Origin of the sequence: Acinetobacter radioresistens DSM 6976 = NBRC 102413 = CIP 103788, from assembly GCF_006757745.1 — a bacterium.
Classification (GTDB): Bacteria; Pseudomonadota; Gammaproteobacteria; order Pseudomonadales; family Moraxellaceae; genus Acinetobacter; species Acinetobacter radioresistens.
Genome location: NZ_AP019740.1, coordinates 2,644,535 through 2,665,313 on the forward strand (window position 1 = coordinate 2,644,535; position 20,779 = coordinate 2,665,313).

The 20,779-nt window shown below is 43.3% G+C and carries 33 protein-coding genes; 3 read left to right on the forward strand and 30 right to left on the reverse strand.

What is annotated here, in order from left to right:
* Positions 1–12 precede the first annotated feature (12 nt).
* Positions 13–228 (forward strand): YheV family putative zinc ribbon protein, encoded by a 216-nt coding sequence (locus tag ACRAD_RS12420; protein ID WP_005024461.1) that lies wholly within the window; start codon positions 13–15, stop codon positions 226–228.
* Positions 229–237: 9 nt separating this feature from the next.
* Complete coding sequence (locus ACRAD_RS12425) at positions 238–669, forward strand: hypothetical protein (protein ID WP_005024459.1); 432 nt, start codon at positions 238–240, stop codon at positions 667–669.
* Between the two features lie 66 nt (positions 670–735).
* Here the strand turns inward: ACRAD_RS12425 and ACRAD_RS12430 are convergent, their stop codons facing one another.
* The 5 genes from ACRAD_RS12430 to ACRAD_RS12450 all read right to left on the reverse strand — a co-directional run bounded on the left by ACRAD_RS12430 (position 736) and on the right by ACRAD_RS12450 (position 6,074).
* Positions 736–3,015 carry a TRAP transporter large permease subunit gene (locus ACRAD_RS12430; RefSeq protein ID WP_005024457.1) on the reverse strand — a complete coding sequence of 760 codons (2,280 nt, stop codon included), beginning with the start codon at positions 3,013–3,015 and terminating at the stop codon, positions 736–738.
* Positions 3,016–3,173: 158 nt separating this feature from the next.
* A complete protein-coding gene (gene rrtA / locus ACRAD_RS12435; protein WP_005024454.1) occupies positions 3,174–3,767 on the reverse strand; it encodes a rhombosortase in 594 nt (197 codons plus the stop codon).
* Between the two features lie 77 nt (positions 3,768–3,844).
* Entirely contained in the window at positions 3,845–4,960 is a 1,116-nt protein-coding gene (locus ACRAD_RS12440; protein WP_005024452.1) for a hypothetical protein, read from the reverse strand.
* Between the two features lie 477 nt (positions 4,961–5,437).
* Positions 5,438–5,824: a hypothetical protein gene (locus ACRAD_RS12445; RefSeq protein ID WP_005024450.1), complete on the reverse strand. Its 387-nt coding sequence runs from the start codon at positions 5,822–5,824 to the stop codon at positions 5,438–5,440.
* Positions 5,817–6,074, reverse strand: a complete 258-nt coding sequence (locus tag ACRAD_RS12450; protein WP_005018377.1) for an FAD assembly factor SdhE — start codon at positions 6,072–6,074, stop codon at positions 5,817–5,819. The genes ACRAD_RS12445 and ACRAD_RS12450 overlap by 8 nt, the downstream gene beginning before the upstream one ends.
* Positions 6,075–6,257: 183 nt before the next feature.
* On the opposite strand from ACRAD_RS12450, the gene ACRAD_RS12455 reads away from it, so the two are divergent.
* On the forward strand, positions 6,258–7,430 hold the full coding sequence (locus ACRAD_RS12455; RefSeq protein WP_005024448.1) for an acyl-CoA dehydrogenase family protein: 1,173 nt from the start codon (positions 6,258–6,260) through the stop codon (positions 7,428–7,430).
* A gap of 53 nt (positions 7,431–7,483) precedes the next feature.
* Here the strand turns inward: ACRAD_RS12455 and ACRAD_RS12460 are convergent, their stop codons facing one another.
* The 25 genes from ACRAD_RS12460 to rplB form a co-directional block, all read right to left on the reverse strand.
* A complete protein-coding gene (locus tag ACRAD_RS12460; protein ID WP_005024447.1) occupies positions 7,484–8,974 on the reverse strand; it encodes a flavin-containing monooxygenase in 1,491 nt (496 codons plus the stop codon).
* 180 nt (positions 8,975–9,154) lie between these two features.
* Positions 9,155–9,532 (reverse strand): 50S ribosomal protein L17, encoded by a 378-nt coding sequence (rplQ, locus tag ACRAD_RS12465; protein ID WP_005018373.1) that lies wholly within the window; start codon positions 9,530–9,532, stop codon positions 9,155–9,157.
* Between the two features lie 18 nt (positions 9,533–9,550).
* Entirely contained in the window at positions 9,551–10,558 is a 1,008-nt protein-coding gene (locus ACRAD_RS12470) for a DNA-directed RNA polymerase subunit alpha (protein WP_005024445.1), read from the reverse strand.
* Positions 10,559–10,575: 17 nt separating this feature from the next.
* Positions 10,576–11,199, reverse strand: coding sequence for a 30S ribosomal protein S4 (rpsD, locus tag ACRAD_RS12475; RefSeq protein ID WP_005018363.1), 624 nt, complete (start codon positions 11,197–11,199; stop codon positions 10,576–10,578).
* 12 nt (positions 11,200–11,211) lie between these two features.
* The gene (gene rpsK, locus ACRAD_RS12480; protein ID WP_001040166.1) at positions 11,212–11,598 is read right to left on the reverse strand and encodes a 30S ribosomal protein S11; all 387 of its coding nucleotides are present in this window, start codon (positions 11,596–11,598) and stop codon (positions 11,212–11,214) included.
* A gap of 19 nt (positions 11,599–11,617) precedes the next feature.
* Positions 11,618–11,974, reverse strand: coding sequence for a 30S ribosomal protein S13 (gene rpsM, locus ACRAD_RS12485; RefSeq protein ID WP_005018362.1), 357 nt, complete (start codon positions 11,972–11,974; stop codon positions 11,618–11,620).
* Between the two features lie 106 nt (positions 11,975–12,080).
* Positions 12,081–12,197, reverse strand: coding sequence for a 50S ribosomal protein L36 (gene rpmJ / locus ACRAD_RS12490; RefSeq protein WP_000867907.1), 117 nt, complete (start codon positions 12,195–12,197; stop codon positions 12,081–12,083).
* A gap of 20 nt (positions 12,198–12,217) precedes the next feature.
* On the reverse strand, positions 12,218–13,537 hold the full coding sequence (gene secY / locus ACRAD_RS12495) for a preprotein translocase subunit SecY (protein WP_171053907.1): 1,320 nt from the start codon (positions 13,535–13,537) through the stop codon (positions 12,218–12,220).
* Between the two features lie 45 nt (positions 13,538–13,582).
* Positions 13,583–14,023, reverse strand: a complete 441-nt coding sequence (rplO, locus tag ACRAD_RS12500; protein ID WP_005018359.1) for a 50S ribosomal protein L15 — start codon at positions 14,021–14,023, stop codon at positions 13,583–13,585.
* A gap of 3 nt (positions 14,024–14,026) precedes the next feature.
* Entirely contained in the window at positions 14,027–14,203 is a 177-nt protein-coding gene (gene rpmD / locus ACRAD_RS12505) for a 50S ribosomal protein L30 (RefSeq protein WP_005012961.1), read from the reverse strand.
* Between the two features lie 6 nt (positions 14,204–14,209).
* Complete coding sequence (gene rpsE, locus ACRAD_RS12510) at positions 14,210–14,707, reverse strand: 30S ribosomal protein S5 (protein WP_005018357.1); 498 nt, start codon at positions 14,705–14,707, stop codon at positions 14,210–14,212.
* A gap of 2 nt (positions 14,708–14,709) precedes the next feature.
* Entirely contained in the window at positions 14,710–15,060 is a 351-nt protein-coding gene (rplR, locus tag ACRAD_RS12515) for a 50S ribosomal protein L18 (RefSeq protein ID WP_005018355.1), read from the reverse strand.
* Positions 15,061–15,074: 14 nt separating this feature from the next.
* On the reverse strand, positions 15,075–15,608 hold the full coding sequence (gene rplF, locus ACRAD_RS12520; RefSeq protein ID WP_005024439.1) for a 50S ribosomal protein L6: 534 nt from the start codon (positions 15,606–15,608) through the stop codon (positions 15,075–15,077).
* A gap of 13 nt (positions 15,609–15,621) precedes the next feature.
* Entirely contained in the window at positions 15,622–16,017 is a 396-nt protein-coding gene (gene rpsH / locus ACRAD_RS12525) for a 30S ribosomal protein S8 (protein WP_005018351.1), read from the reverse strand.
* A gap of 12 nt (positions 16,018–16,029) precedes the next feature.
* Entirely contained in the window at positions 16,030–16,335 is a 306-nt protein-coding gene (gene rpsN, locus ACRAD_RS12530; RefSeq protein WP_005018349.1) for a 30S ribosomal protein S14, read from the reverse strand.
* A 9-nt stretch (positions 16,336–16,344) separates the two neighbouring features.
* Entirely contained in the window at positions 16,345–16,881 is a 537-nt protein-coding gene (gene rplE, locus ACRAD_RS12535) for a 50S ribosomal protein L5 (RefSeq protein WP_005018347.1), read from the reverse strand.
* A 15-nt stretch (positions 16,882–16,896) separates the two neighbouring features.
* Positions 16,897–17,217, reverse strand: coding sequence for a 50S ribosomal protein L24 (gene rplX, locus ACRAD_RS12540; protein ID WP_005024436.1), 321 nt, complete (start codon positions 17,215–17,217; stop codon positions 16,897–16,899).
* A gap of 9 nt (positions 17,218–17,226) precedes the next feature.
* Positions 17,227–17,595, reverse strand: a complete 369-nt coding sequence (rplN, locus tag ACRAD_RS12545) for a 50S ribosomal protein L14 (RefSeq protein WP_005018345.1) — start codon at positions 17,593–17,595, stop codon at positions 17,227–17,229.
* Between the two features lie 92 nt (positions 17,596–17,687).
* Positions 17,688–17,945: a 30S ribosomal protein S17 gene (gene rpsQ / locus ACRAD_RS12550; protein WP_005018344.1), complete on the reverse strand. Its 258-nt coding sequence runs from the start codon at positions 17,943–17,945 to the stop codon at positions 17,688–17,690.
* A complete protein-coding gene (rpmC, locus tag ACRAD_RS12555; RefSeq protein WP_005018343.1) occupies positions 17,942–18,139 on the reverse strand; it encodes a 50S ribosomal protein L29 in 198 nt (65 codons plus the stop codon). The genes rpsQ and rpmC overlap by 4 nt, the downstream gene beginning before the upstream one ends.
* Positions 18,139–18,552, reverse strand: coding sequence for a 50S ribosomal protein L16 (rplP, locus tag ACRAD_RS12560; protein ID WP_005018339.1), 414 nt, complete (start codon positions 18,550–18,552; stop codon positions 18,139–18,141). The genes rpmC and rplP overlap by 1 nt, the downstream gene beginning before the upstream one ends.
* Positions 18,553–18,555: 3 nt before the next feature.
* Positions 18,556–19,308 (reverse strand): 30S ribosomal protein S3, encoded by a 753-nt coding sequence (gene rpsC / locus ACRAD_RS12565; RefSeq protein ID WP_005018336.1) that lies wholly within the window; start codon positions 19,306–19,308, stop codon positions 18,556–18,558.
* 1 nt (position 19,309) lies between these two features.
* Positions 19,310–19,639, reverse strand: coding sequence for a 50S ribosomal protein L22 (rplV, locus tag ACRAD_RS12570; protein ID WP_001982638.1), 330 nt, complete (start codon positions 19,637–19,639; stop codon positions 19,310–19,312).
* Positions 19,640–19,648: 9 nt separating this feature from the next.
* Positions 19,649–19,924 carry a 30S ribosomal protein S19 gene (rpsS, locus tag ACRAD_RS12575; protein ID WP_004985338.1) on the reverse strand — a complete coding sequence of 92 codons (276 nt, stop codon included), beginning with the start codon at positions 19,922–19,924 and terminating at the stop codon, positions 19,649–19,651.
* Positions 19,925–19,944: 20 nt separating this feature from the next.
* Entirely contained in the window at positions 19,945–20,769 is an 825-nt protein-coding gene (gene rplB, locus ACRAD_RS12580) for a 50S ribosomal protein L2 (protein ID WP_005018335.1), read from the reverse strand.
* Between the last annotated feature and the right edge of the window lie 10 nt (positions 20,770–20,779).

The following is a 20,779-nucleotide window of genomic DNA, read 5'->3' on the forward strand; positions in this document are numbered from 1 at the left end:
GTGGTTAGGATAATGAATATTAAACGTCGTTTTATCGCAGGAGTAAGATGTCCAAAATGCGAAGCGCTGGATAAAATTATTATGCTGACCACCGAAGATGATGAATGGATTGAATGCATTGAATGTAGTTATTCAGATCGGCGTCCTACTCATATAGAGCAGCCACAGGAGGTTCCTCTTCCTGATGATGTAGGGGTAATCCAGTTCAAGCCTCGTCAGAAACAGTAGGCTGTAAAGATGCCTGTTACAGTGCAAAAAAATAATTCAAACTTATTATGGTTTATTGCCGGCGTTATTACGGCAATCATCGTCATGATCGCGCTGTATTTCTGGTTGCTACAAGACCAGTCCCCTGCTGTCTCACAGCCGGTAGAAATTAAGCAAAGTACATCAAAGCCTATGAATGCTGCATCTTCAGACCAGTCCGAAACTCAGCAAGCCAAACAAGGTCCTCCCTTGGTCGATGATCAGCTCCTAAATGAACCTGTTCATCCGGCTCCAGCACTGGCCAAAGAAGAAATTGCCAAACTGGATGATATCCAGGACCAGTTACAGCAACAGCAGGCACTTCTTCAAGAACAGCATGCCAGTGCAGATAAACTGATTCAGCTTAAAGAAGAGCAGCTTAAATTACTTGAAGCCCAGCTGGCACAACAACCTTCGAGCTAATCTGTTACCTAAAGATATCTACAAAAAAAGCACTCGAGAGTGCTTTTCTATTAATGTTTCAATATTTTAATGATACCAGCCGAACAGCTTAAAAATATAAGGCGCGAAAGTAATAATTAGCATCGCAGGAAACATGACAATAACTGGTAATATCCACCGCTCATAACGATAGTAAAATGATTTATGGCGTACTTCTGCATCCGCATCTGCTACCTCTTCATCACCAATAGATTGACGGGCAAGGAGATGATTTAAGGCAACAGGTGGCGTGACATAGCCTAGTTCAAAACCAATTAAAGCAATCATCCAGAAATGTACAGGATGGATACCATATTGATAAGCCACGGGCGCAATTGTAGCTGAGATTAGAATGACTGCCCCAAATGGGTCCATAATCATGCCAACAAATACCATGACAGCAACAATCATTGCCAGCACTAAAAAGGTATTGCTGATATCGGTTGGGAAAGCACTCATAATCTCAATGCGTTCCAGAAACCCACCCACACTGACTGACAGTGCCATGAGAATTACTAAGGCACCAATATGGCCCACTGTTTCACTGGTAGATAAATGTAAAGCACGCTTAAAACCTACTTGGGGCTCTTTTACCGGACCTGATCTTGCTACACTATGATCAGCAGACATTCCTTGTGTTGCGTTAGCTGTAACCACCTGATGGTATTCAGTCGCAGGTATAGCGGTATTCACTGTAGCCAGCGTAGCAGGATCTCCCATTGTTACTGCATAACGGTCTACAGCAGGATTGTAGCCTACCGTAGTAACAGCTTCCGGGCTTTGCCTTAACTTATCAAACAGAACAATCATAAGCAGAATTACGGGCATCATGACTGGTGCTGTAAATTCATTAAGATCGGTTGCCAGGATATATTTGTAAAACAGCCAGATCAATACAAAGATCAGTACATAAGGCAGTACCGGGCCTATAGCACGAAATGACTTTGGAAAAGCGACACTTGGCGCAGCAATCCGAAATTTCTGTTCGGCAAAGAAGAGTGAAATAACGAGAAACAGAGTCGAAGTCAATAAAAATACATATAAACCATAGTGGTAAAGCAAGTCAGTCGTTACTTCCTTATTCAGTGAAGCGACCACTACAATCAACAGACATGGACGTAATACTACACCAAGTGAGCCAGACATGGCGCTTGCAGCCAGTGCGAACTGTCGGCGCCCACCTGAAAGCCAAACCTCTTTATATATAATCGCGCCGGCTGCAATAACAAAAATTCCCGATGCACCGGTATAAGCTGTAGGCAAAGCAGCAGCCAGCAAAATTAACCAGGTCAAAGTTTCTGGAGCCAAGTTCCATGGACGTAAAATATTCAGGAACATATCTACAATCTGGGTCTGTTTTAACAGCATCCCTGCCCAGATAAATAAAGCCAAATTTAAAAAGATACTGGAGAACTCCACCAATTGTCCGAGATAAATTCCCTGACCCATCGGATAGTCCATGAAGAAAGTAAAGGCCACCCCAGTAATTACTGCCATATAGGCATATAAAGGCACACTTAGAAATGCCAGACCAAAGCTGCCGCCTTCACGTGACGGTTTAGGAGGCTTAAACAGATAAAATAAGCTGATCAGGCTTAATATACCAAACAGGGTAATCCACAGCCCATAAATAATTTGGATTTCCCGGCCAATTTCAACTCCGGCATTCATCATTGAATGATATTGGCTTAAAGCAGATGAAGTGAGTAACAGATTCGCCGCCAGCATGAAGACCGAATATACTTTATAGTCAATTCGGGTAGCAGGACTCCGCAAACCAATATGATGAGTTTTTAAAGTCGCGCTGATGGCAGCAAATACCACCATAATAACTAGAATTAGAGCACGGTTTTCGGTTCCAAATTGAAAAACTCCGAAAAATGAAGTTTCGACGGCACGATATGTTCTGAGGGTACTGTGGTCATCAATATAGGTAACTGCCCGATCATGGAACTGATATTTTTCTTCACAGAGTTGCTGCCCTGCCAAGATCGAAGCCCTAACATCAGCCTCTGAAGCGGTGCCGAAAATATCAGCGAACTCATCTGCTGCATTGGCCTGCATCTGTTTTTGTACCTGTGCATCAATATCAGGATGACGTTCACAGGTTGGCTTTTCTGGTTCAGCCCGTAAAAACGAATATTGCATTCCACTTGCAGGATCGCCATACAGACGTTCTCCCATCCGTAGCAGTTGACCATGAATCATTTCACCGGTCCCAATCACCAGTGTAAGCAGTAACAAAACAAGAATAACAAAAGTGGAAATCCACTCTGTCCAGATATAGCTTAGGCGACCCAAGCCAGTTTGTTTTTGTGTTGGTTGCATGTTCTTTCCACTTTTATCCTGTGTTTATGCTTCAGCAATGCTTAGGCATAAAATTCTTTTTTTATTTCTTTAATGTGGATATATCCTTATCCACACTACGGTTACGCTATTTATGATGAAACTGTAAAAAGTAGTTAAATACGATCCTTGCTCTTTTTCTAAATTGCCATGCCTATTTTAATTTTCCTCCTGCGGTATACCAGAGCAATTAAGGCCAATATAGTGCCCCAGAATACGCCTAGCAGATGAGCTTCAACCAGTACGGGACTGCCAATTAGCTCTGCTGTTCCCTGCTGACCTACTGTATTTTCCCAAAGTAGTTTGGCCAGTATCAGACTGAATACTAACAATGCAAATTTACGCTCTCTTTTATACTGGCTATAGATGACTGCGCCTGCTACATATAAACCATGCAAGACACCGGATAGACCTGCATAGGCTTCAACTGAGGGTAAAATATAATAAAAACTCAGGCTGATGAGTGGAGCTAAAACAATCAGCAAGAAAAAGAAATTGCGAATACGAATATGGGGAAAAATAAAAGGCAGACAAGAGAATGCCAGCATGTTCAGTAAATAGTGTATCCAGCCTACATGAACCCAGTGGGCAGACCATAAACGCCACGGCTCTCTAAATACAAGATCACGCCAATAAATAAAATAATCCGCATATACCTGTAAACAGGCTGAAATTGAGGCACAGCTGGCTATAAAAACTAACTTCTTAATTAAATTCCAGTCGTTTATAGTCATATGCCCTTATACTCGCCATATTCAAATGTAGGTAAATCTAGATTATGCTAGCATCATGTTCTGCCCTTTTTGAACTGTTAATTGCCCTGTTTAGTTTCGTTTGGGGTATCTGATGCTTCGACTTCTATATCGCTAGAGTCCTCCACGCCATTTGTATCTCCCCCTTCAAACAGGTCCTCTAGTTCATTGCCAGATTGCTGCTCATCCCAGAAACTGCTCATCCCGCCTTCAGCAGTACGTACTCCGGTATTCTCAGTCCAGTAACGATCAGAAATACCGCGAACCATCATTCCTGCCATTGTATCGATTAAACGGTAATCCGGATTAACCGGTTTGTCTTCAGCAAGTGAGGCATGATAGGTACGTAATGCATCACGGATTTTATTATCATCACCTGATGCCTGTGCTGCGACTGCATATAATGCATGTGACATGCGCACGCCTTTTTGCTCTCCAATTTGTACCGATTGTTTTAAGGTTTGATACGGGTCGGGTTTACCATCACCTGAACCAGGCAACAGAGTCCAGATCACGGCGCGGGTCGCCTGTGGAGCGCCCCAGAACTTGTTATTATCCAGACAAGTCATGCCGCGCTCTACAATTGCAGCGATATCTTTAGGTACATTGGCTTCCCCCCCCGAATTAATATCATTAGTCATGGCTTGCAAGCCGCTGATCATTCCCAGCAAATACACAGTCTGGTCTAGGTCACTACGCATGGTCGGACATGAGTCACCGAGGGTAGCTTTATGTTTTGCTTCCCAGCGCTCTGCAAATAGTTGATAGGCCGTATACTGGCGCTGTGCAGCAGTTGCAGCCCAGCGTTTTTGCTCAATCCGGGCATCCTGTGCTTCGGTCACGTTACCACTTTTTGATGCACGCAAATAACGCAGCTCGGCTTCAAGTGCCTGATTTTCCGCACACATGCCAGAAGCCGTGTAAAGCAACACAGCTATGCGGGTAGGATCTCCCCCCATATCTTTAGTCGCCATAATTGCCGGTGTTAAAGCATTACCAGAATTACAGACCATATCCGAATCATTCATAGCCAGTATTGGGGGCACAATGTGCCGTTCACTAAAGCCCAAGGCCAGATTTGTCCCAGACTTTACTGCATAAGAACATCCGGTAAATAAAGAACTTGCCATTACTGCGAGTGCCATGCCTTGGCCAATTTTTTGGACGTTTAACATTCTTCCTGTCCTCTTTTTAATTTTGTTATATCCATGAGTTAGCTCAACATATCAGATGCAAAATCTGAAGAGAAGAGTAATTACTCTAATTTTCACTGCAACTGTGCCAGTAAAAAGTACGATTAAATATGACCTGAATCAGGAAATTTAAAAAATTTAGGCAAAAAAAAGTAGCATTGCGACGGTTCAGCACATGCTACTTATTAACTGGACATATTCAGTGCAAACCCTACATTCAAATTCATTTGTAATTTTTTAAATTTGATGCAGCGTTTTAATCTAGTGTTATCTTAAAAAGTAAAGATATTAAAAACTGCTTGTGAATCAATTTAACCTATGTTTGACAACTAGACATGAAGAATTGTCAGACAAATTAAAATTTTTATAATTTATTTGACGAACAGCAACTCACCTAATAATCGGATTAATAAATAATTTACATAAAAAAAAGTAAATTAAAACAATATTTTAATATTACTAATACAGCTTGGCTAACATTTTTAATTTTTTCCAGTATACAAGAGACAATTGATCACTCCAGATAACCAAGGGTTTAACCTGATTTTTCTGAAAATAAATTACAATATAAAGTTGATGATCAATTATCTTTCGAATCACAACACGATCTAAGTGTTTAGCTTTACAGAACTGAAGAGTCCATTCTTCAGCATCTAGATATTCAAAGCGTACAGGACGCGGCGCTTTTAAAAATAAGCTATAACTTATCAAACCAATGACAGAACAGAGTAGCCATAGCCCCAACGGTAGTAGTGAATAGAACAAAATCAGCAAACCGAGTAGTAAAGAAAGCTGAACCATAATAGCCATGCGGCTAGGTTTCAGCTTAAAACACTGCTTAACCATGGACATAATGTTTAAGTTTAATGATTAGCTGTTTCATCTCCGGACGTGGAGGTTCAGAAACCTCCATAAACCAGTCTAGAAGATCAGGATCTTCCTGTGCGACGAGCTCGGCGAAGGTGGCTTTTTCTTCCGCATCAGCTTGTAAATAATATTGTTTTACATAAGGGTCAAAATATACATCAATTTCTTTTAGTCCCCGGCGTGCACGGTAAATTACTTTACGTTCTTCCAAAGTCATTTCTTCAGACATTTTCTATCCCCAAGTGAATAATTTCAGAATAGTTTAACTGATCCACTCTTAAAATTTGCAGCTTTTCCATAAAATGGCGAAAACCATCAATTTTTTGATGGTGATTGAGCATTTGGCCTATTGTACAAAAAAGCCGGGCTGTTTAGGTTTAAAAGAAAATATCACACAAGGATAAAACAAAAAATGCAATCTGCTGCTATTCGTCCGCTTGCACCCATGTTACCTAGAAATCTGTTTAATTCTGATCATGATGCATTTCGTGAGACTGTACGTAAATTTTATGAAAAGGAAGTCATCCCTTATACAGAACGATACGAGCAACAGCAGCATGTAGATCGTGATTTATGGAATAAAGCTGGAGCTCTGGGTCTGCTTTGCCCGACCATGCCAGAAGAATATGGCGGCGCTGGTGTAGACCGGCTTTATAGTATGATTTTGATTGAAGAACAGGCCTATGCGGGTGACTCAGCGACCGGTTTTTCTCTGCATTCTGATATTGTAGCGAATTATATTAATAACTTTGGTAATGAAAAACAGAAACAGTACTGGCTGCCACAAATGGCTACCGGCGAAGTAGTAACTGCTATTGCCATGACTGAACCGGGTACTGGTTCTGATCTTCAGGCAGTACGTACCTCGGCGATACTGGATGGGGATGAATATGTCATCAATGGTTCGAAAATATTCATTACCAATGGTTATCTTTGCGATATGGCAATTGTAGTCTGTAAAACCGGGAACAGTGATAAAGGTTCAGCAAACCTGTCTCTGATTATGGTAGAGGCTGACCGTCCAGGTTTTAGTAAAGGTAAACCGCTCAATAAGATTGGTATGAAAGGCCAAGATACTTGTGAGCTATTTTTTGATAATGTCCGGGTACCTAAAGAAAATCTGCTGGGCATGGAAGGTATGGGCTTTATGATGCTCATGAAAGAGCTGGCATGGGAACGTATGCTGGTAGCAATCATTTGCCAAGCTGGTGCTGAAGCTGCATTTGCGCATACGGTACAATATACAAAAGAACGCAAAGCTTTCAGTAAACCGATAGCAACTTTCCAAAATACACGATTTAAGCTCGCTGAATTGCGTACAGAAATTGACATGGGCCGTACCTACCTGGACCGCTGTATGCAATTGCAGCTTGAAGCACAATTAGGTATTGATGCAGCAGCAGCAGCCAAATACAAGCTTTCTGATATGTATTCAAAAGTCGTGGATGAATGTTTACAGCTGCATGGTGGTTATGGCTATATGCTGGAGTATCCAATCGCACGTGCCTATATTGATCACCGTGCTAACCGAATTTATGCCGGTACCAATGAAATCATGAAAGAGTTAATTTCCAGAACATTATAAAATCTAAATTCTAATACTACAAAAGGAGCTTTAAAGCTCCTTTTTAATTGGGATTATGAAACCAGTTTAGGTTTACGTTCTAGCTGTTTATCACGCTTAGTAAATTGCAAGATTCCATCTTCAAAACCCGCCTGTTTCAGGGCTTTACGATCAGCCAGATAGTTATTAGTCACTTGCCAGGGTGCATGTTTCCCCTGCTTTGGAATTACGTCGGCAGCGCGACGGATATATCCTGCGGACAGGCTACCCATCACAGTATCCTGTTCAATCTCACTATGATCGGTAGGCGCTATCACTTCATCATAATGATGCTTATCCATATAATTAAGTAGTCGACAGATATACTCTGCTGCAACATCGACTTTTAATGTCCAAGAAGCATTAATATAACCAATAATCATTGCCATATTAGGTACGTCACTGATCAGAATACCGTTGTATAGCATATGTTCTGAGGTATCTATCGGTTGACCATCTACAGTTCCCTGTATTCCACCCATAATCTGGATCTGCAAACCAGTTGCAGAGATAATAATATCTGCTTCCAGATGCTTGCCTGACTTTAACTGGACTCCTGTTTCAGTAAATTTTTCAATATGGTCAGTCTCGACACTGGCATGACCTTCACGCAAAGCTTTAAACAGGTCACCATCGGGCACTACACAAAGGCGTTGATCCCATGGATTATAGCTTGGAGTAAAGTGTTTCATATCCACTTTACCTTTAAGCTGCATTTCGATCGATTTTAAAAGGAGCTTACGTACCAGTTTAGGTTGTTTCTGTGAGAGTGCATAGACTGCACGCTGCATACCAATATTACGTGCACGCGTCAGTTTATAAGCCATCTCTTCCGAAAGAAAACCACGCATTTTCTGATAAACAAAATCAATAGAAGGAATTGAAGCAATATAGGTAGGCGAACGCTGTAGCATAGTTACATGAGCCGCCCCCCCTTTCACCATAGAGGGTACGAGAGTAATAGCTGTTGCACCGCTACCTATCACAATGACTCGCTTGCCAGTATAGTCCAGCTTTTCTGGCCAATGCTGAGGATGCACCAAAGTACCTTTAAACTGGTGTTGTCCAGGGTACTCAGGCATAAAGCCTTCATCATAATTATAGTAACCGGTACAGCCGAGTAGAAAATTAGCGTACCAAGTCTGGTTCTGACCTTGCTGGTCTTCGATTTCCACTATCCAGAGTTTAAGGGCCGTATCATAATTCGCAGAAATTACTCGGTGTTTAAAATGAATTTTCCTGTCTAGGTGAAATTCATCCACAACCTCATGTAAATACTGGCGTATTGAGGCACCATCTGCCAGAATTTTGGCCTTACGCCATGGTTTGAAATTATAACCAAAAGTCGACATATCCGAATCGGAGCGGATACCTGGATAGCGGAATAAATCCCAAGTTCCCCCGATTCCTTCACGTCTTTCTACAATTTCAAATGAGCGTTGGGGACAGTTTTTAGAAAGATGTGCAGCCAGACCCAAGCCTGAAATACCAGCTCCTACAATTAGAACATCAATGTGTTTATCCATTTTATTGTTATAACCTTGTTGAACACGATTATTTTATTAAAACATAAAATTGACAATAGACAATGTCAAGTTTATGCAATTTATCTATTTTTCTTATCAGTTGAGGACAATTTTACATTTGGTCAGACAATCAATAAAAAAAGGCCGATTAAAAACCGACCTTTTTTTGAATAATAAAAATTATTCTGCAGAAGCTTGAACTTCGCGATCTACAAGCTCTACATAAGCCATCGGTGCAGCATCACCTGCACGGAAACCAGCTTTAAGAACACGCAGATAACCGCCGTTACGTTCTTTGTAACGAGGGCCAAGAACGGTAAATAACTTACCAACAGTTGCTGCTGAACGAGTACGAGCAAACGCTAAACGACGGTTTGCTACAGTATCGTTTTTAGCTAAAGTGATTAAAGGCTCAGCAACACGACGTAACTCTTTTGCTTTAGGCACAGTTGTTTTAATCAACTCGTGTTCGAACAAAGAATTAGCCAAGTTTTGGAACATCGCTTTACGATGACTGCTTGTACGGCCTAATTTCACACCACTATTACGATGACGCATGGTGATAGTCCTACTTAATTAACGGCTACGATAGGCAAAACGATCGTCCATACGCAGACTAGCCGGTGGCCAGTTCTCTAAACGCATGCCGAGTTGTAAACCTTTCGATGCCAAAACATCTTTAATCTCAGTCAACGATTTTTTACCCAGGTTTGGAGTTTTAAGTAACTCAACCTCAGTACGTTGAACAAGATCACCAATGTAGTAAATATTTTCTGCCTTCAAACAGTTAGCAGAACGAACAGTTAGCTCTAGATCATCCACTGGACGAAGCAAAATTGGGTCAACTTCTTCACGAGGTTCTTGAGCCACAGGTGCCTGATCTTTCTGAAGATCAACAAAAATTGCAATTTGCTGTTGCAAGATTGTTGCCGCTTTGCGGATTGCTTCTTCAGGATCAACAGTACCGTTGGTTTCAAGATCAATGATCAGCTTGTCAAGGTCAGTACGTTGTTCTACACGAGCGTTTTCTACTGTGTAAGACACACGTTGAATCGGGCTATAAGAAGCATCTAACTGTAAACGACCGACTGGACGGGTTTCACCTTCCGGGAAACGTGAGTCAGAAGTCTCATAACCACGACCTTGAGCAACCTTCAAGCGCATTTTAATTGAGCCTGAAGCACTTAGTGTACCAATCAAATGCTCTGAGTTAACCACCTCAACATTATGAGGTAAACGCAGGTCAGCAGCAGTAATATCGCCTGGACCTTGTTTTTCTAATGTTAAGTAAGCTTCGTTTTGATCGAACAGCTTAATAGACAATCCTTTTAGGTTCAGCAAGAGCTCGACGATGTCCTGCTGCAAGCCTTCTAAAGTACTGTACTCGTGCTCGACACCTTCTATCTCTACTTCAACCACAGCAGCGCCAGGCAAAGAAGACAATAGAATGCGACGTAAAGCATTACCTAGAGTATGACCAAAGCCACGCTCTAAAGGTTCCAGAATCACTTTTGCCGAGGTCCCGCTTACCGCTTCGACCTTGATCGCTTGCGGAGTTAGAAACTCGTTTGCAGTACGCGTCATTATTGCTACCTCAAGGATTATTTAGAATACAATTCTACAATCAAGCTTTCGTTGATTTCAGCAGGTAAATCAGAACGATCCGGCGCAGCTTTAAACGTACCTTCGAACTTAGAATGATCAACTTCAATCCAAGCTGGAATTCCACGTTGAGCAGCTAATTCAATTGCGCTTTTAATACGTAATTGTTGTTTAGCACCTTCATGAACCGCAATAACATCACCAGCTTTTACTTGAATAGAAGCAATGTTTACACGACGGCCATTTAAAGTAATGCTACGGTGACTTACAAGCTGACGAGCTTCTGCACGTGTAGAACCAAAACCCATGCGATAAACAACGTTATCAAGGCGGCTTTCAAGCAGCTTCAACAGGTTCTCACCAGTTGCACCCTTAACACGAGCAGCTTCTTTATAGTAATTACTAAATTGACGCTCTAACACACCGTACATACGACGTACTTTTTGTTTTTCACGTAATTGTAGTGAGTACTCAGATTGCTTAGCGCGAGATTGCCCATGTTGGCCAGGCGCTTTAGCATGTTTTTTAGTTTTGACGTCAAAAGGTTTAACGCCAGATTTAAGTTGCAGGTCTGTCCCTTCGCGGCGAGAGAGTTTGCATTTTGGACCAATATAACGAGCCATGAATGTTTCTCCTTACACGCGACGTTTTTTAGGTGGGCGACAACCGTTGTGAGGGATTGGCGTCACATCGGTAATGCTATTAATCTTATAACCCACTGCACCTAATGCACGAACCGCAGACTCACGACCAGGACCAGGACCTTTTACAAGGACGTCCAGGTTTTTCAAACCGTAATCCAAAGCTGCTTTACCAGCAACTTCAGCAGCTACCTGAGCAGCAAACGGAGTTGATTTACGTGATCCACGGAAGCCTTGTCCACCTGAAGTGGCCCAAGCCAGTGCATTACCTTGACGATCGGTAATAGTCACAATGGTGTTATTAAAAGACGCGTGAATGTGTGCAACACCTTCAGAGACGGTACGAGTGACCTTCTTGCGTGTGCGAGTATCTTTAGCCATCTTTTAGCTTCCAGAAATCTTACTTTTTAATCGGTTTGCGCGGACCTTTACGGGTACGTGCGTTAGTTTTGGTGCGTTGACCGCGGACAGGCAAGCTACGACGATGACGAAGACCACGGTAGCAGCCTAAATCCATTAAACGTTTAATGTTCATGGAAATTTCGCGACGTAAATCACCTTCGGTTGGAACCTTGGCAACTTCTGCACGAATCGCATCAAGCTGAGCATCATCCAATTCACGGATCTTGACAGTCGGTGTGATGCCTGCAGCAGCTAAGATATTCTTAGCAGTGTGGCGACCGATACCAAAGATATACGTGAGGGAGATAACAGCATGCTTGTTATCCGGAATGTTTACACCGGCAATACGAGCCATTCACTTTCTCCAAAAAGGCAGTAGAGATAATCAACCGCCCCACAAAAATCTTGAGGGGCGGATATTAACCTAATTAGCCTACTGAAATCAACAGGTCTTGATCAGATTAACCTTGACGCTGCTTATGACGAGGTTCAGCGCTGCAAATCACGCGGATAACCCCATTACGACGGATAACTTTACAGCTACCACAAATTTTCTTTACAGAAGCTTGTACTTTCATGATGAAACCTCTAAGTGCGCTTATCCTTTAGGATGAGCAGTCGTTTTTCTCATTAAACTCTGGTTGTCATACTGATGCGAAGTCAGATGAGCCTGAAGCTGGGCCATAAAGTCCATAACAACCACTACTACGATGAGCAGGGAGGTTCCGCCTAAATAAAACGGAATACCAAATGAACTTTGCAATACCATCGGCATCAAGCAGATCACTGTAATATACATCGCACCGATGAAGGTCAGACGATTGAGAATATGATCTAAATAACGAGCAGTTTGCTCACCTGGGCGAATACCAGGCACGTAAGCTCCGCTGCGTTTTAAGTTTTCTGATACTTCTTTTGGACTAAAAACAAGTGCCGTATAAAAATAGCAGAAAAAGATAATTAACGCACCAAAGAGCACCAAATACAAAGGCTGTCCAGGCGATAATACAAGAGCCAAGTCTTGAAGACCACGTTTGATCATCCCTGCATTTGGATCAGCACTCCCTACCCACTGGCCCAAGCTTGCTGGAAACAGCAGCAAAGAGCTGGCAAAAATTGCCGGAATAACGCCTGCCATATTAATTTTTAATGGCAAGTGGGTTTGCTGAGCAGTAAATACACGACGGCCCTGCTGTTTTTGTGCATAGTTTACTGATATGCGGCGTTGGGCCTTTTCGATAAATACAATTGCCGCCAGCACCCCAAGTGATAACAAGCCAAAAATGACCAAGCCAATCAGGCTGGTCTGGCCGCTATCTACAGATGAAAGCGATTGCATAATCAGATTAGGTAAACCTGCTACAATACCTGCAAAAATAATCATGGAAATACCATTACCAACACCACGTTCGGTAATCTGTTCTCCAAGCCACATCAAAAACATGGTCCCTGCAACCAGAGAGGTTACAGCCGGTACATAAAAAGCCAAACCTGAAGTTAGGGTAATCCCCTGCCCAATCAAGCCGGCACACATGCCGGTTGCTTGCACTAAAGCCAGCAACAGCGTACCTTGCCGTGTGTACTGATTAATCTTACGCTTACCTTGCTCGCCTTCTTTTTTCAAGGCTTCAAGACTTGGAATCACGGTTGACATCAACTGCACAATAATCGAGGCAGAAATGTAGGGCATGATTCCAAGCGCAAGGATAGACATTCGCTCTAATGCCCCACCTGAAAACATATTAAACAAACCAAGGATCGTACCTTGGTTTGCATTAAATAGGTTTTCGAGCGCAGCATTATTAATGCCTGGTACTGGAATATGCGCTCCTAGCCGAAAGACCAACAATGCGCCGATCAGAAACATCATTCGACGAATAATTTCACGGTATTTCACATGAAAAGGTTGACCTTTCATCATGTTAACATGACTTGAAGAACCAGGAGACATAGACACTAGCGATTACTCCTCGACTTTGCCACCAGCAGCTTCAATAGCTGCTTTAGCGCCGGCAGTCAATGCAACACCTTGTACAGTGAAAGCACGAGTAATTTCACCAGAAAGTACGACACGAGCACGCAACATATCTTTACGTACTACATTCGCTGCTTTTAAAGTTTCAAGTGAAACAATATCACCTTCAACTTTAGCAAGTTCAGACAAACGTACTTCAGCAGTTTTTAAAGCGATTTGGCTAGTGAAGCCGAATTTAGGCAAACGACGGTAAAGTGCAGTTTGACCACCTTCGAAACCTGGACGTACACCACCGCTCTTACGTGATTTTTGACCCTTGACACCACGGCCACCGGTCTTACCAACGCCAGAACCGATACCACGGCCCAGACGACGGTTTTCACGTTTAGCACCTTCTGCAGGTGCAAGTTCATTTAAACGCAGAGTCATGGCTTATTCCTCTACACTAACCATATAGTAGACTTGGTTGATCATACCACGGTTAGAAGGCGTATCTTGCACTTCTACAGTATGACCAATACGACGCAGACCTAAACCTTTCAGGCTCAGCTTGTGATTTTTCAAGCGGTGCGATGAAGATTTAGTCTGGGTAACTTTAATCGTTTTCATGACTGATTACCCTTGAATTTGTTCTACTGATAGACCACGTTTCGCAGCAACTTTCTCAGGAGTAGTCATGTCACGCAAACCGTTAAAGGTTGCATTTACGACGTTTGCAGCGTTAGTAGAACCATAGCATTTCGTCAATACATTACGCACACCTGCTGCTTCAAGAACAGCACGCATAGAACCACCAGCAATTACGCCAGTACCTTCTGATGCAGGTTGCATAAATACACGGCTTGCGCCATGACGAGCACGAACTGGGTGTTGCAGAGTACCATCGTTAAGCTCGATAGTGATCATGTTGCGACGAGCAGCTTCAAGTGCTTTAGAGATAGCAGCTGGAACTTCACGTGCTTTACCACGACCAAAACCTACACGACCATTACCATCACCCACAACAGTTAATGCTGTGAAAGAGAAGATACGACCACCCTTAACAACCTTGGCTACACGATCAACGGCAACCAGCTTTTCAACGAGACCTTCGTTTTGTTCAACTTTCGCCATGATTAGAACTCCAAGCCGCCTTCACGAGCAGCATCAGCCAAGGCTTTGATACGACCATGATATTTAAAACCAGAACGGTCAAATGCAACTTTAGTAACGCCAGCTGCTTTAGCTCGTTCCGCGATTAAAGCACCCACTTTAGTAGCTGCTTCAACATTACCGGTAGTACCACTACGCAGAGAGGCATCTAAAGTAGAAGCTTGCGCTAAAACTTTGCCACCATCTGCTGAGATAACTTGAGCATAGATGTGACGCGGAGTGCGGTTTACACACAAACGAGTCGCACCCAATGCACGAATGTGCAAGCGTGTGCTTTTCGCACGACGCAAACGGGATTGTTTCTTTTCGTTCATCAGAACCTCGCGCCTTATTTCTTCTTAGCTTCTTTACGAAGTACAACTTCATCCGAATAACGAACACCTTTACCTTTATACGGCTCAGGTTGACGATATGAACGGATGTCAGCAGCTACCTGACCTAACAACTGTTTATTCGCAGATTTAAGTACGATTTCAGTTGCAGTAGGAGTTTCTGCAGTTACGCCTTCAGGAAGGGAATAATCGATTGGGTGAGAATAACCCAGGTTCAGGTTGACAACGTCACCTTTAACCGCAGCTTTATAACCAACACCGATCAGTTGCAACTTGCGTTCGAAGCCTTCGTTAACACCTTTTACAAGGTTATTTAACACAGCGCGAGCAGTACCAGCTTGCATCCAAGCGTCTTTCGACTCTTTAACTGGAGCAATATGAAGCTGACCTTCTTCCTGTTTTAGCTCGACCAGCGCATGCAGGTTGAAAGACAAGTTACCTTTTGTGCCTTTCACTTCGACCTGCCGGCCGTTCTGAGTAACTGTAACACCGTTAGGTACAGCTACTGGGGCTTTAGCCACACGAGACATGAGGAATCACCTATTAAGAAACAAAAGCAATAACTTCACCACCGATACCTGCAGCACGTGCAGCGCGATCAGTCATGAGGCCTTTGCTTGTAGAAACAATTGCAATACCCAAACCTTGCTTAACGCTTGGAAGTTTATCTTTACCGCGATACTGGCGAAGACCTGGACGGCTTACGCGTTTCACAGTTTCGATAACTGGCTTGCCTTCAAAATACTTTAAAGTGATAGTCAAAGTAGGTTTGCCTTCAACATCAGCAACTTCTACATTTGAAATATAACCTTCTTGTTGAAGTACGTTAGCAATCGCAACTTTCAACTTAGAATTCGGCATAGAAACAGTTTGTTTCTTCGCCATTTGTGCGTTACGAACACGTGTTAGCATGTCGGCAACGGTATCTTGCATACTCATTATAGTCGCTCCTTACCAGCTTGCCTTAACAACGCCTGGTACATCACCTTGCATTACTGTATCACGTAGTTTATTACGGCCCAGGCCAAACTTACGGAAGTAACCATGAGGACGACCAGTTAAACCACAACGGTTACGAAGACGGATTGGAGATGCATTACGCGGCAATGCTTGTAATTTCATCATCGCTTCAAAACGCTCTTCGTCGCTTGCATTTACGTTTGCAATCGTAGCTTTTAATTCAGCACGTTTTGCAGCGTATTTAGCAACGGTTTTCTCGCGCTTTAATTCGCGATTAATCATACTTTTCTTAGCCATATCGACCTCTTATTTGAACGGGAAGCCGAATGCACGCATAAGCGCACGGCCTTCGTCATCGGTGCGAGCAGTCGTAGTGATGGTAATGTCCATACCACGAATACGATCAATCTTGTCAAAATCGATTTCAGGGAAAACGATTTGTTCTTTCAAGCCCATAGAATAGTTACCACGACCATCGAAAGATTTCGCTGAGAAACCACGGAAGTCACGGATACGAGGGATTGCGATTGAGATCAGACGGTCCAAGAATTCGTACATTTGGTCGCCACGTAAAGTTACTTTACAACCGATCGGCCAACCATCACGGATTTTGAAACCAGCGATTGATTTACGTGCAAGTGTTACCACTGGTTTTTGACCAGCAATTGCTTGCATATCAGATACAGCGCCATCTAATAATTTCTTATCAGTTGCAGCTGCACCTACACCCATGTTCAGGGTAATTTTAGTAATGCGAGGAGTTTCCATCACATTAGCAAGACCAAGTTCTTCTTTCAACTTAGTCTTGATTTCTTCATTGTAACGCGCTTTAAGTCTGGCCATTGCCCATTCAACCTATTACTTCGCTACCGCCACTGATTCACCGTTAGATTTATAAACGCGAATTTTCACACCGTTTTCATCTACGCGGTAACCAACACGGTCAGCCTTTTGGGTTGTAGCATTAAAAACTGCCACGTTTGAGATATGAAGCGAAGCTTCCTGAGTAACAATACCGCCTTCAGCGCCAGTTACACGGTTTGGCTTTTGATGCTTCTTCACCAAGTTAAGGCCTTCAACCTTAACACGGTCACCAGAAACAGACAGAACAGTACCCTGTTTGCCTTTTTCTTTACCTGCGATCACGATTACCTGATCGCCTTTTTTAATCTTAGCCATGATTGCCTCTTATAGAACTTCAGGAGCCAGTGAAATAATTTTCATGAACTGTTCAGTACGAAGTTCACGAGTCACTGGTCCGAAAATACGAGTGGCAATCGGAGCTTTATTGTTGTTTAACAATACAGCAGCATTGTCATCAAAACGGATCAAAGAACCATCCGGACGACGGATACCGAACTTAGTACGTACCACAACTGCATTCATTACGTCGCCTTTTTTAACACGGCCACGTGGAATTGCTTCTTTTACAGTAACTTTAATAATGTCGCCAACAGAAGCATAACGACGATGTGAGCCACCAAGTACTTTAATACATTGTACGCGGCGTGCACCACTGTTGTCTGCTACGTCGAGCATCGTTTCGGTTTGAATCATTGCCCTACTCCAAAACCGAGCATCACCGGTCACAATTTCGAAAGGCTCAAAGAGTACTTGAAATTGTCCGATGATGCAACAAGAACGTCTAATTACTCAGCAGCTGCTTCAACAACTTCAACCAATGTCCATGACTTGGTTTTAGAAATTGGGCGGCTTTCTTTAATGGTCACAAGGTCGCCAAGTTTAGCAACGTTGTTCTCATCATGAGCGTGTAATTTAGTTGAACGGCGAATAAGTTTGCCATACAACGGGTGTTGAACGCGGCGTTCAATAAGCACAACAATAGACTTGTCCATTTTGTCACTTACGACTTTGCCGGTTAACGTGCGGACTGTATTTTCACTCATTGTCCGTTCCCCTGTTTTTCGGTAAGGAGTGTCTTGATGCGAGCAATCGCCTTGCGAGCAAGTTGCACTTCGTGCGATTTACCCAACTGACCAGTTGCTTTCGCCATACGAAGACGGAATTGGTTAAGCTGCTGCTCATCAAGCAAAGCTTTCAATTCTTCTACCGATTTTTCACGTAGATCTTTAGTTTTCATTACATTACCGTCCGAGTCACGATAGTGGTTTTAAACGGAAGCTTAGCAGCAGCAAGCGTAAATGCTTCACGTGCCAGTTCTTCGTTCACACCTTCCATTTCGTACAGGATCTTACCTGGTTTGATTTCGCAAACCCAATATTCCACGTTACCTTTACCGTTACCCATACGAACTTCTAATGGCTTTTCAGTAATTGGTTTGTCCGGGAATACACGGATAAAGATTTTACCACCACGTTTAACACGACGGCTAATGGTACGACGCGCAGCTTCGATTTGACGCGCAGTCATACGACCACGGCCAGTAGCTTTGAGTGCGATAGAACCAAATGATACTGTACTTCCACGATGTGCTAGACCAGTGTTACGGCCTTTTTGCACTTTACGGAATTTGGTACGTTTAGGTTGCAACATGGATTATTCTCCCTTGTCTGCAGCACGGTCCGAACGACGACCACGACGCTCTTGACCTTCACCACGCCCACGACCGCGTTTAGCTGGACGCTCTTCAGCTGGAGCAGGGTTCATGACTTGTTTCATGCCACCCAAGATCTCACCACGGAAGATCCAAACTTTAACACCGATTGTACCGTAAGTTGTTTCAGCACGCATGGTAGCGTAGTCGATGTCAGCACGAAGTGTATGTAAAGGTACACGACCTTCACGATACCACTCAGTACGAGCGATCTCTGCACCACCTAGACGGCCAGAAACTTCAACTTTGATACCTTTAGCACCAGCACGCATCGTATTTTGTACCGCACGCTTCATAGCACGACGGAACATAACGCGTTTTTCCAGTTGAGAAGCAATCGCTTCAGCAACTAAACGAGCATCCAAGTCTGGACGATCAATTTCATTGATGCTTACTTGCGCTGGAACACCCATGATGTTGGTAAGTTCGCGCTGTAATTTCTCAATATCTTCGCCTTTTTTACCGATTACGATACCTGGACGAGCAGTGCTAATAGTTACTTTAGCAGCACCTGTAGGACGTTCGATAAGAATATTGCTGATCATCGCGCTTTTAAGTTTTTTAGTTAAAAACTCACGTACTTGAAGATCTTTAAGCAAATATTCAGCGTATTGTTTCGGATTCGCATACCAGTTAGCGTTATGACGTTTCACAACACCTAGGCGGATACCGATTGGATGAACCTTCTGACCCATATCAAACCCCTACCTTAACGGTGATGTGACAAGTACGCTTAGTAATACGATCTGCACGGCCTTTAGCACGTGGCATAATGCGTTTCAGGCTCATGCCCTCATCCACATAAATCGTAGAAACTTTAAGGTCGTCTACATCTAAACTGTTATTGTGTTCAGCGTTTGCAATTGCAGATTCCAAAGCTTTTTTCACCAGTACCGCAGCTTTTTTATTGCTGAAGTTCAAGATATTAAGCGCGTGAGCAACAGATTTGCCACGAATAAGGTCCGCAACCAAACGAGCTTTTTGTGCCGAGATAGCGGCACCGCGTAATTTAGCAGTAACTTCCATCATAGCACCTTAACGTTTAGACTTCTTGTCAACACCGTGACCACGATAGGTACGAGTTGGCGCGAATTCACCGAGTTTATGACCAACCATATGTTCAGTAATAATTACTGGAACATGGTTACGACCATTATGAACAGAAATTGTTAGACCAACAAAGTCTGGGAGGATCATCGAACGACGCGACCAAGTTTTGATCGGCTTACGGTTATTAGCCGCAACAGCCGCTTCAACCTTAGCGAACAAGTGCGCATCGACGAATGGGCCTTTTTTCAGAGAACGAGGCATTAGTCAGATTCCTTTACTTGTTACTTAACGCGACGGTCGCGAATAATCATCTTAGTCGTACGCTTGTTGGTACGTGTCTTGTACCCTTTAGCTTTTTGACCCCATGGGCTTACAGGTTGAATACCTTTGTTACGCCCTTCACCACCACCATGCGGGTGATCAACTGGGTTCATCGCCATACCACGTACGGTAGGACGAACACCACGCCAGCGTGCAGCACCAGCTTTACCCAGTGAGCGAAGGTTGCTTTCTTGGTTAGAAACTTCACCAATTACAGCACGGCATTCAACGTGAATTTTACGCATTTCGCCTGAACGCAGACGAACAATTGCGTAAGAACCGTCACGACCCAACAACTGAACAGAAGTACCAGCAGAACGTGCTAACTGCGCGCCTTTACCAATTTTCAGTTCGATGTTATGTAGTGTAGAACCAAGTGGCATATTGCGAAGTGGCAAGCAGTTACCGGTACGAATTGGAGCATCGTTACCAGACTGTACTTTATCGCCAGCACGCAGACCTTTAGGCGCGATGATATAACGACGTTCACCGTCAGCATACTTCAGCAATGCGATGTGTGCGGTACGGTTCGGATCGTATTCAATACGCTCTACAGTCGCAGGAATACCATCTTTGTTACGTTTGAAGTCTACGATACGATAGTGCTGTTTATGACCACCACCAACGTGACGAGTTGTAATGTGACCGTTGTTGTTACGACCACCAGTACGTTTTTTAGCTTCAACCAACGGAGCATAAGGAGCGCCTTTATGAAGATGGTCGTGAACGACTTTCTCTACAAAGCGACGTCCTGGAGACGTTGGCTTACATTTTTGAATCGGCATAATTTTCGTC

Bases quoted from the DNA above. Each gene is read 5' to 3' on its own strand.
- ACRAD_RS12470 (WP_005024445.1), bottom strand. From the start codon at position 10,558: ATGACGCGTACTGCAAACGAGTTTCTAACTCCGCAAGCGATCAAGGTC.
- ACRAD_RS12425 (WP_005024459.1), top strand. From the start codon at position 238: ATGCCTGTTACAGTGCAAAAAAATAATTCAAACTTATTATGGTTTATT.
- ACRAD_RS12445 (WP_005024450.1), bottom strand. From the start codon at position 5,824: ATGGTTAAGCAGTGTTTTAAGCTGAAACCTAGCCGCATGGCTATTATG.
- rpmD (WP_005012961.1), bottom strand. From the start codon at position 14,203: ATGAAAACGATTAAAGTTACCCAGACTAAATCTTCATCGCACCGCTTG.
- rplF (WP_005024439.1), bottom strand. From the start codon at position 15,608: ATGTCTCGTGTGGCTAAAGCCCCAGTAGCTGTACCTAACGGTGTTACA.
- rpmC (WP_005018343.1), bottom strand. From the start codon at position 18,139: ATGAAAACTAAAGATCTACGTGAAAAATCGGTAGAAGAATTGAAAGCT.
- rpsN (WP_005018349.1), bottom strand. From the start codon at position 16,335: ATGGCTAAGAAAAGTATGATTAATCGCGAATTAAAGCGCGAGAAAACC.
- rplE (WP_005018347.1), bottom strand. From the start codon at position 16,881: ATGGCCAGACTTAAAGCGCGTTACAATGAAGAAATCAAGACTAAGTTG.
- ACRAD_RS12460 (WP_005024447.1), bottom strand. From the start codon at position 8,974: ATGGATAAACACATTGATGTTCTAATTGTAGGAGCTGGTATTTCAGGC.
- rpsM (WP_005018362.1), bottom strand. From the start codon at position 11,974: ATGGCTCGTATTGCCGGTGTAAACATTCCGGATAACAAGCATGCTGTT.
- rpmJ (WP_000867907.1), bottom strand. From the start codon at position 12,197: ATGAAAGTACAAGCTTCTGTAAAGAAAATTTGTGGTAGCTGTAAAGTT.
- ACRAD_RS12455 (WP_005024448.1), top strand. From the start codon at position 6,258: ATGCAATCTGCTGCTATTCGTCCGCTTGCACCCATGTTACCTAGAAAT.
- rplO (WP_005018359.1), bottom strand. From the start codon at position 14,023: ATGACTCTGCGTTTAAATGAACTTGCACCTGCAGAAGGTGCTAAACGT.
- rplN (WP_005018345.1), bottom strand. From the start codon at position 17,595: ATGATTCAAACCGAAACGATGCTCGACGTAGCAGACAACAGTGGTGCA.
- rplP (WP_005018339.1), bottom strand. From the start codon at position 18,552: ATGTTGCAACCTAAACGTACCAAATTCCGTAAAGTGCAAAAAGGCCGT.
- rrtA (WP_005024454.1), bottom strand. From the start codon at position 3,767: ATGACTATAAACGACTGGAATTTAATTAAGAAGTTAGTTTTTATAGCC.
- rpsH (WP_005018351.1), bottom strand. From the start codon at position 16,017: ATGAGTATGCAAGATACCGTTGCCGACATGCTAACACGTGTTCGTAAC.
- rplV (WP_001982638.1), bottom strand. From the start codon at position 19,639: ATGGAAGTTACTGCTAAATTACGCGGTGCCGCTATCTCGGCACAAAAA.
- rpsS (WP_004985338.1), bottom strand. From the start codon at position 19,924: ATGCCTCGTTCTCTGAAAAAAGGCCCATTCGTCGATGCGCACTTGTTC.
- ACRAD_RS12450 (WP_005018377.1), bottom strand. From the start codon at position 6,074: ATGTCTGAAGAAATGACTTTGGAAGAACGTAAAGTAATTTACCGTGCA.
- rpsK (WP_001040166.1), bottom strand. From the start codon at position 11,598: ATGGCTAAAGATACTCGCACACGCAAGAAGGTCACTCGTACCGTCTCT.
- rplR (WP_005018355.1), bottom strand. From the start codon at position 15,060: ATGAACGAAAAGAAACAATCCCGTTTGCGTCGTGCGAAAAGCACACGC.
- rplQ (WP_005018373.1), bottom strand. From the start codon at position 9,532: ATGCGTCATCGTAATAGTGGTGTGAAATTAGGCCGTACAAGCAGTCAT.
- rplB (WP_005018335.1), bottom strand. From the start codon at position 20,769: ATGCCGATTCAAAAATGTAAGCCAACGTCTCCAGGACGTCGCTTTGTA.
- rpsQ (WP_005018344.1), bottom strand. From the start codon at position 17,945: ATGAGTGAAAATACAGTCCGCACGTTAACCGGCAAAGTCGTAAGTGAC.
- rpsE (WP_005018357.1), bottom strand. From the start codon at position 14,707: ATGGCGAAAGTTGAACAAAACGAAGGTCTCGTTGAAAAGCTGGTTGCC.
- ACRAD_RS12440 (WP_005024452.1), bottom strand. From the start codon at position 4,960: ATGTTAAACGTCCAAAAAATTGGCCAAGGCATGGCACTCGCAGTAATG.
- rpsD (WP_005018363.1), bottom strand. From the start codon at position 11,199: ATGGCTCGTTATATTGGTCCAAAATGCAAACTCTCTCGCCGCGAAGGG.
- ACRAD_RS12430 (WP_005024457.1), bottom strand. From the start codon at position 3,015: ATGCAACCAACACAAAAACAAACTGGCTTGGGTCGCCTAAGCTATATC.
- secY (WP_171053907.1), bottom strand. From the start codon at position 13,537: ATGAAAGGTCAACCTTTTCATGTGAAATACCGTGAAATTATTCGTCGA.
- rplX (WP_005024436.1), bottom strand. From the start codon at position 17,217: ATGGCTAAGATTAAAAAAGGCGATCAGGTAATCGTGATCGCAGGTAAA.
- ACRAD_RS12420 (WP_005024461.1), top strand. From the start codon at position 13: ATGAATATTAAACGTCGTTTTATCGCAGGAGTAAGATGTCCAAAATGC.
- rpsC (WP_005018336.1), bottom strand. From the start codon at position 19,308: ATGGGTCAGAAGGTTCATCCAATCGGTATCCGCCTAGGTGTTGTGAAA.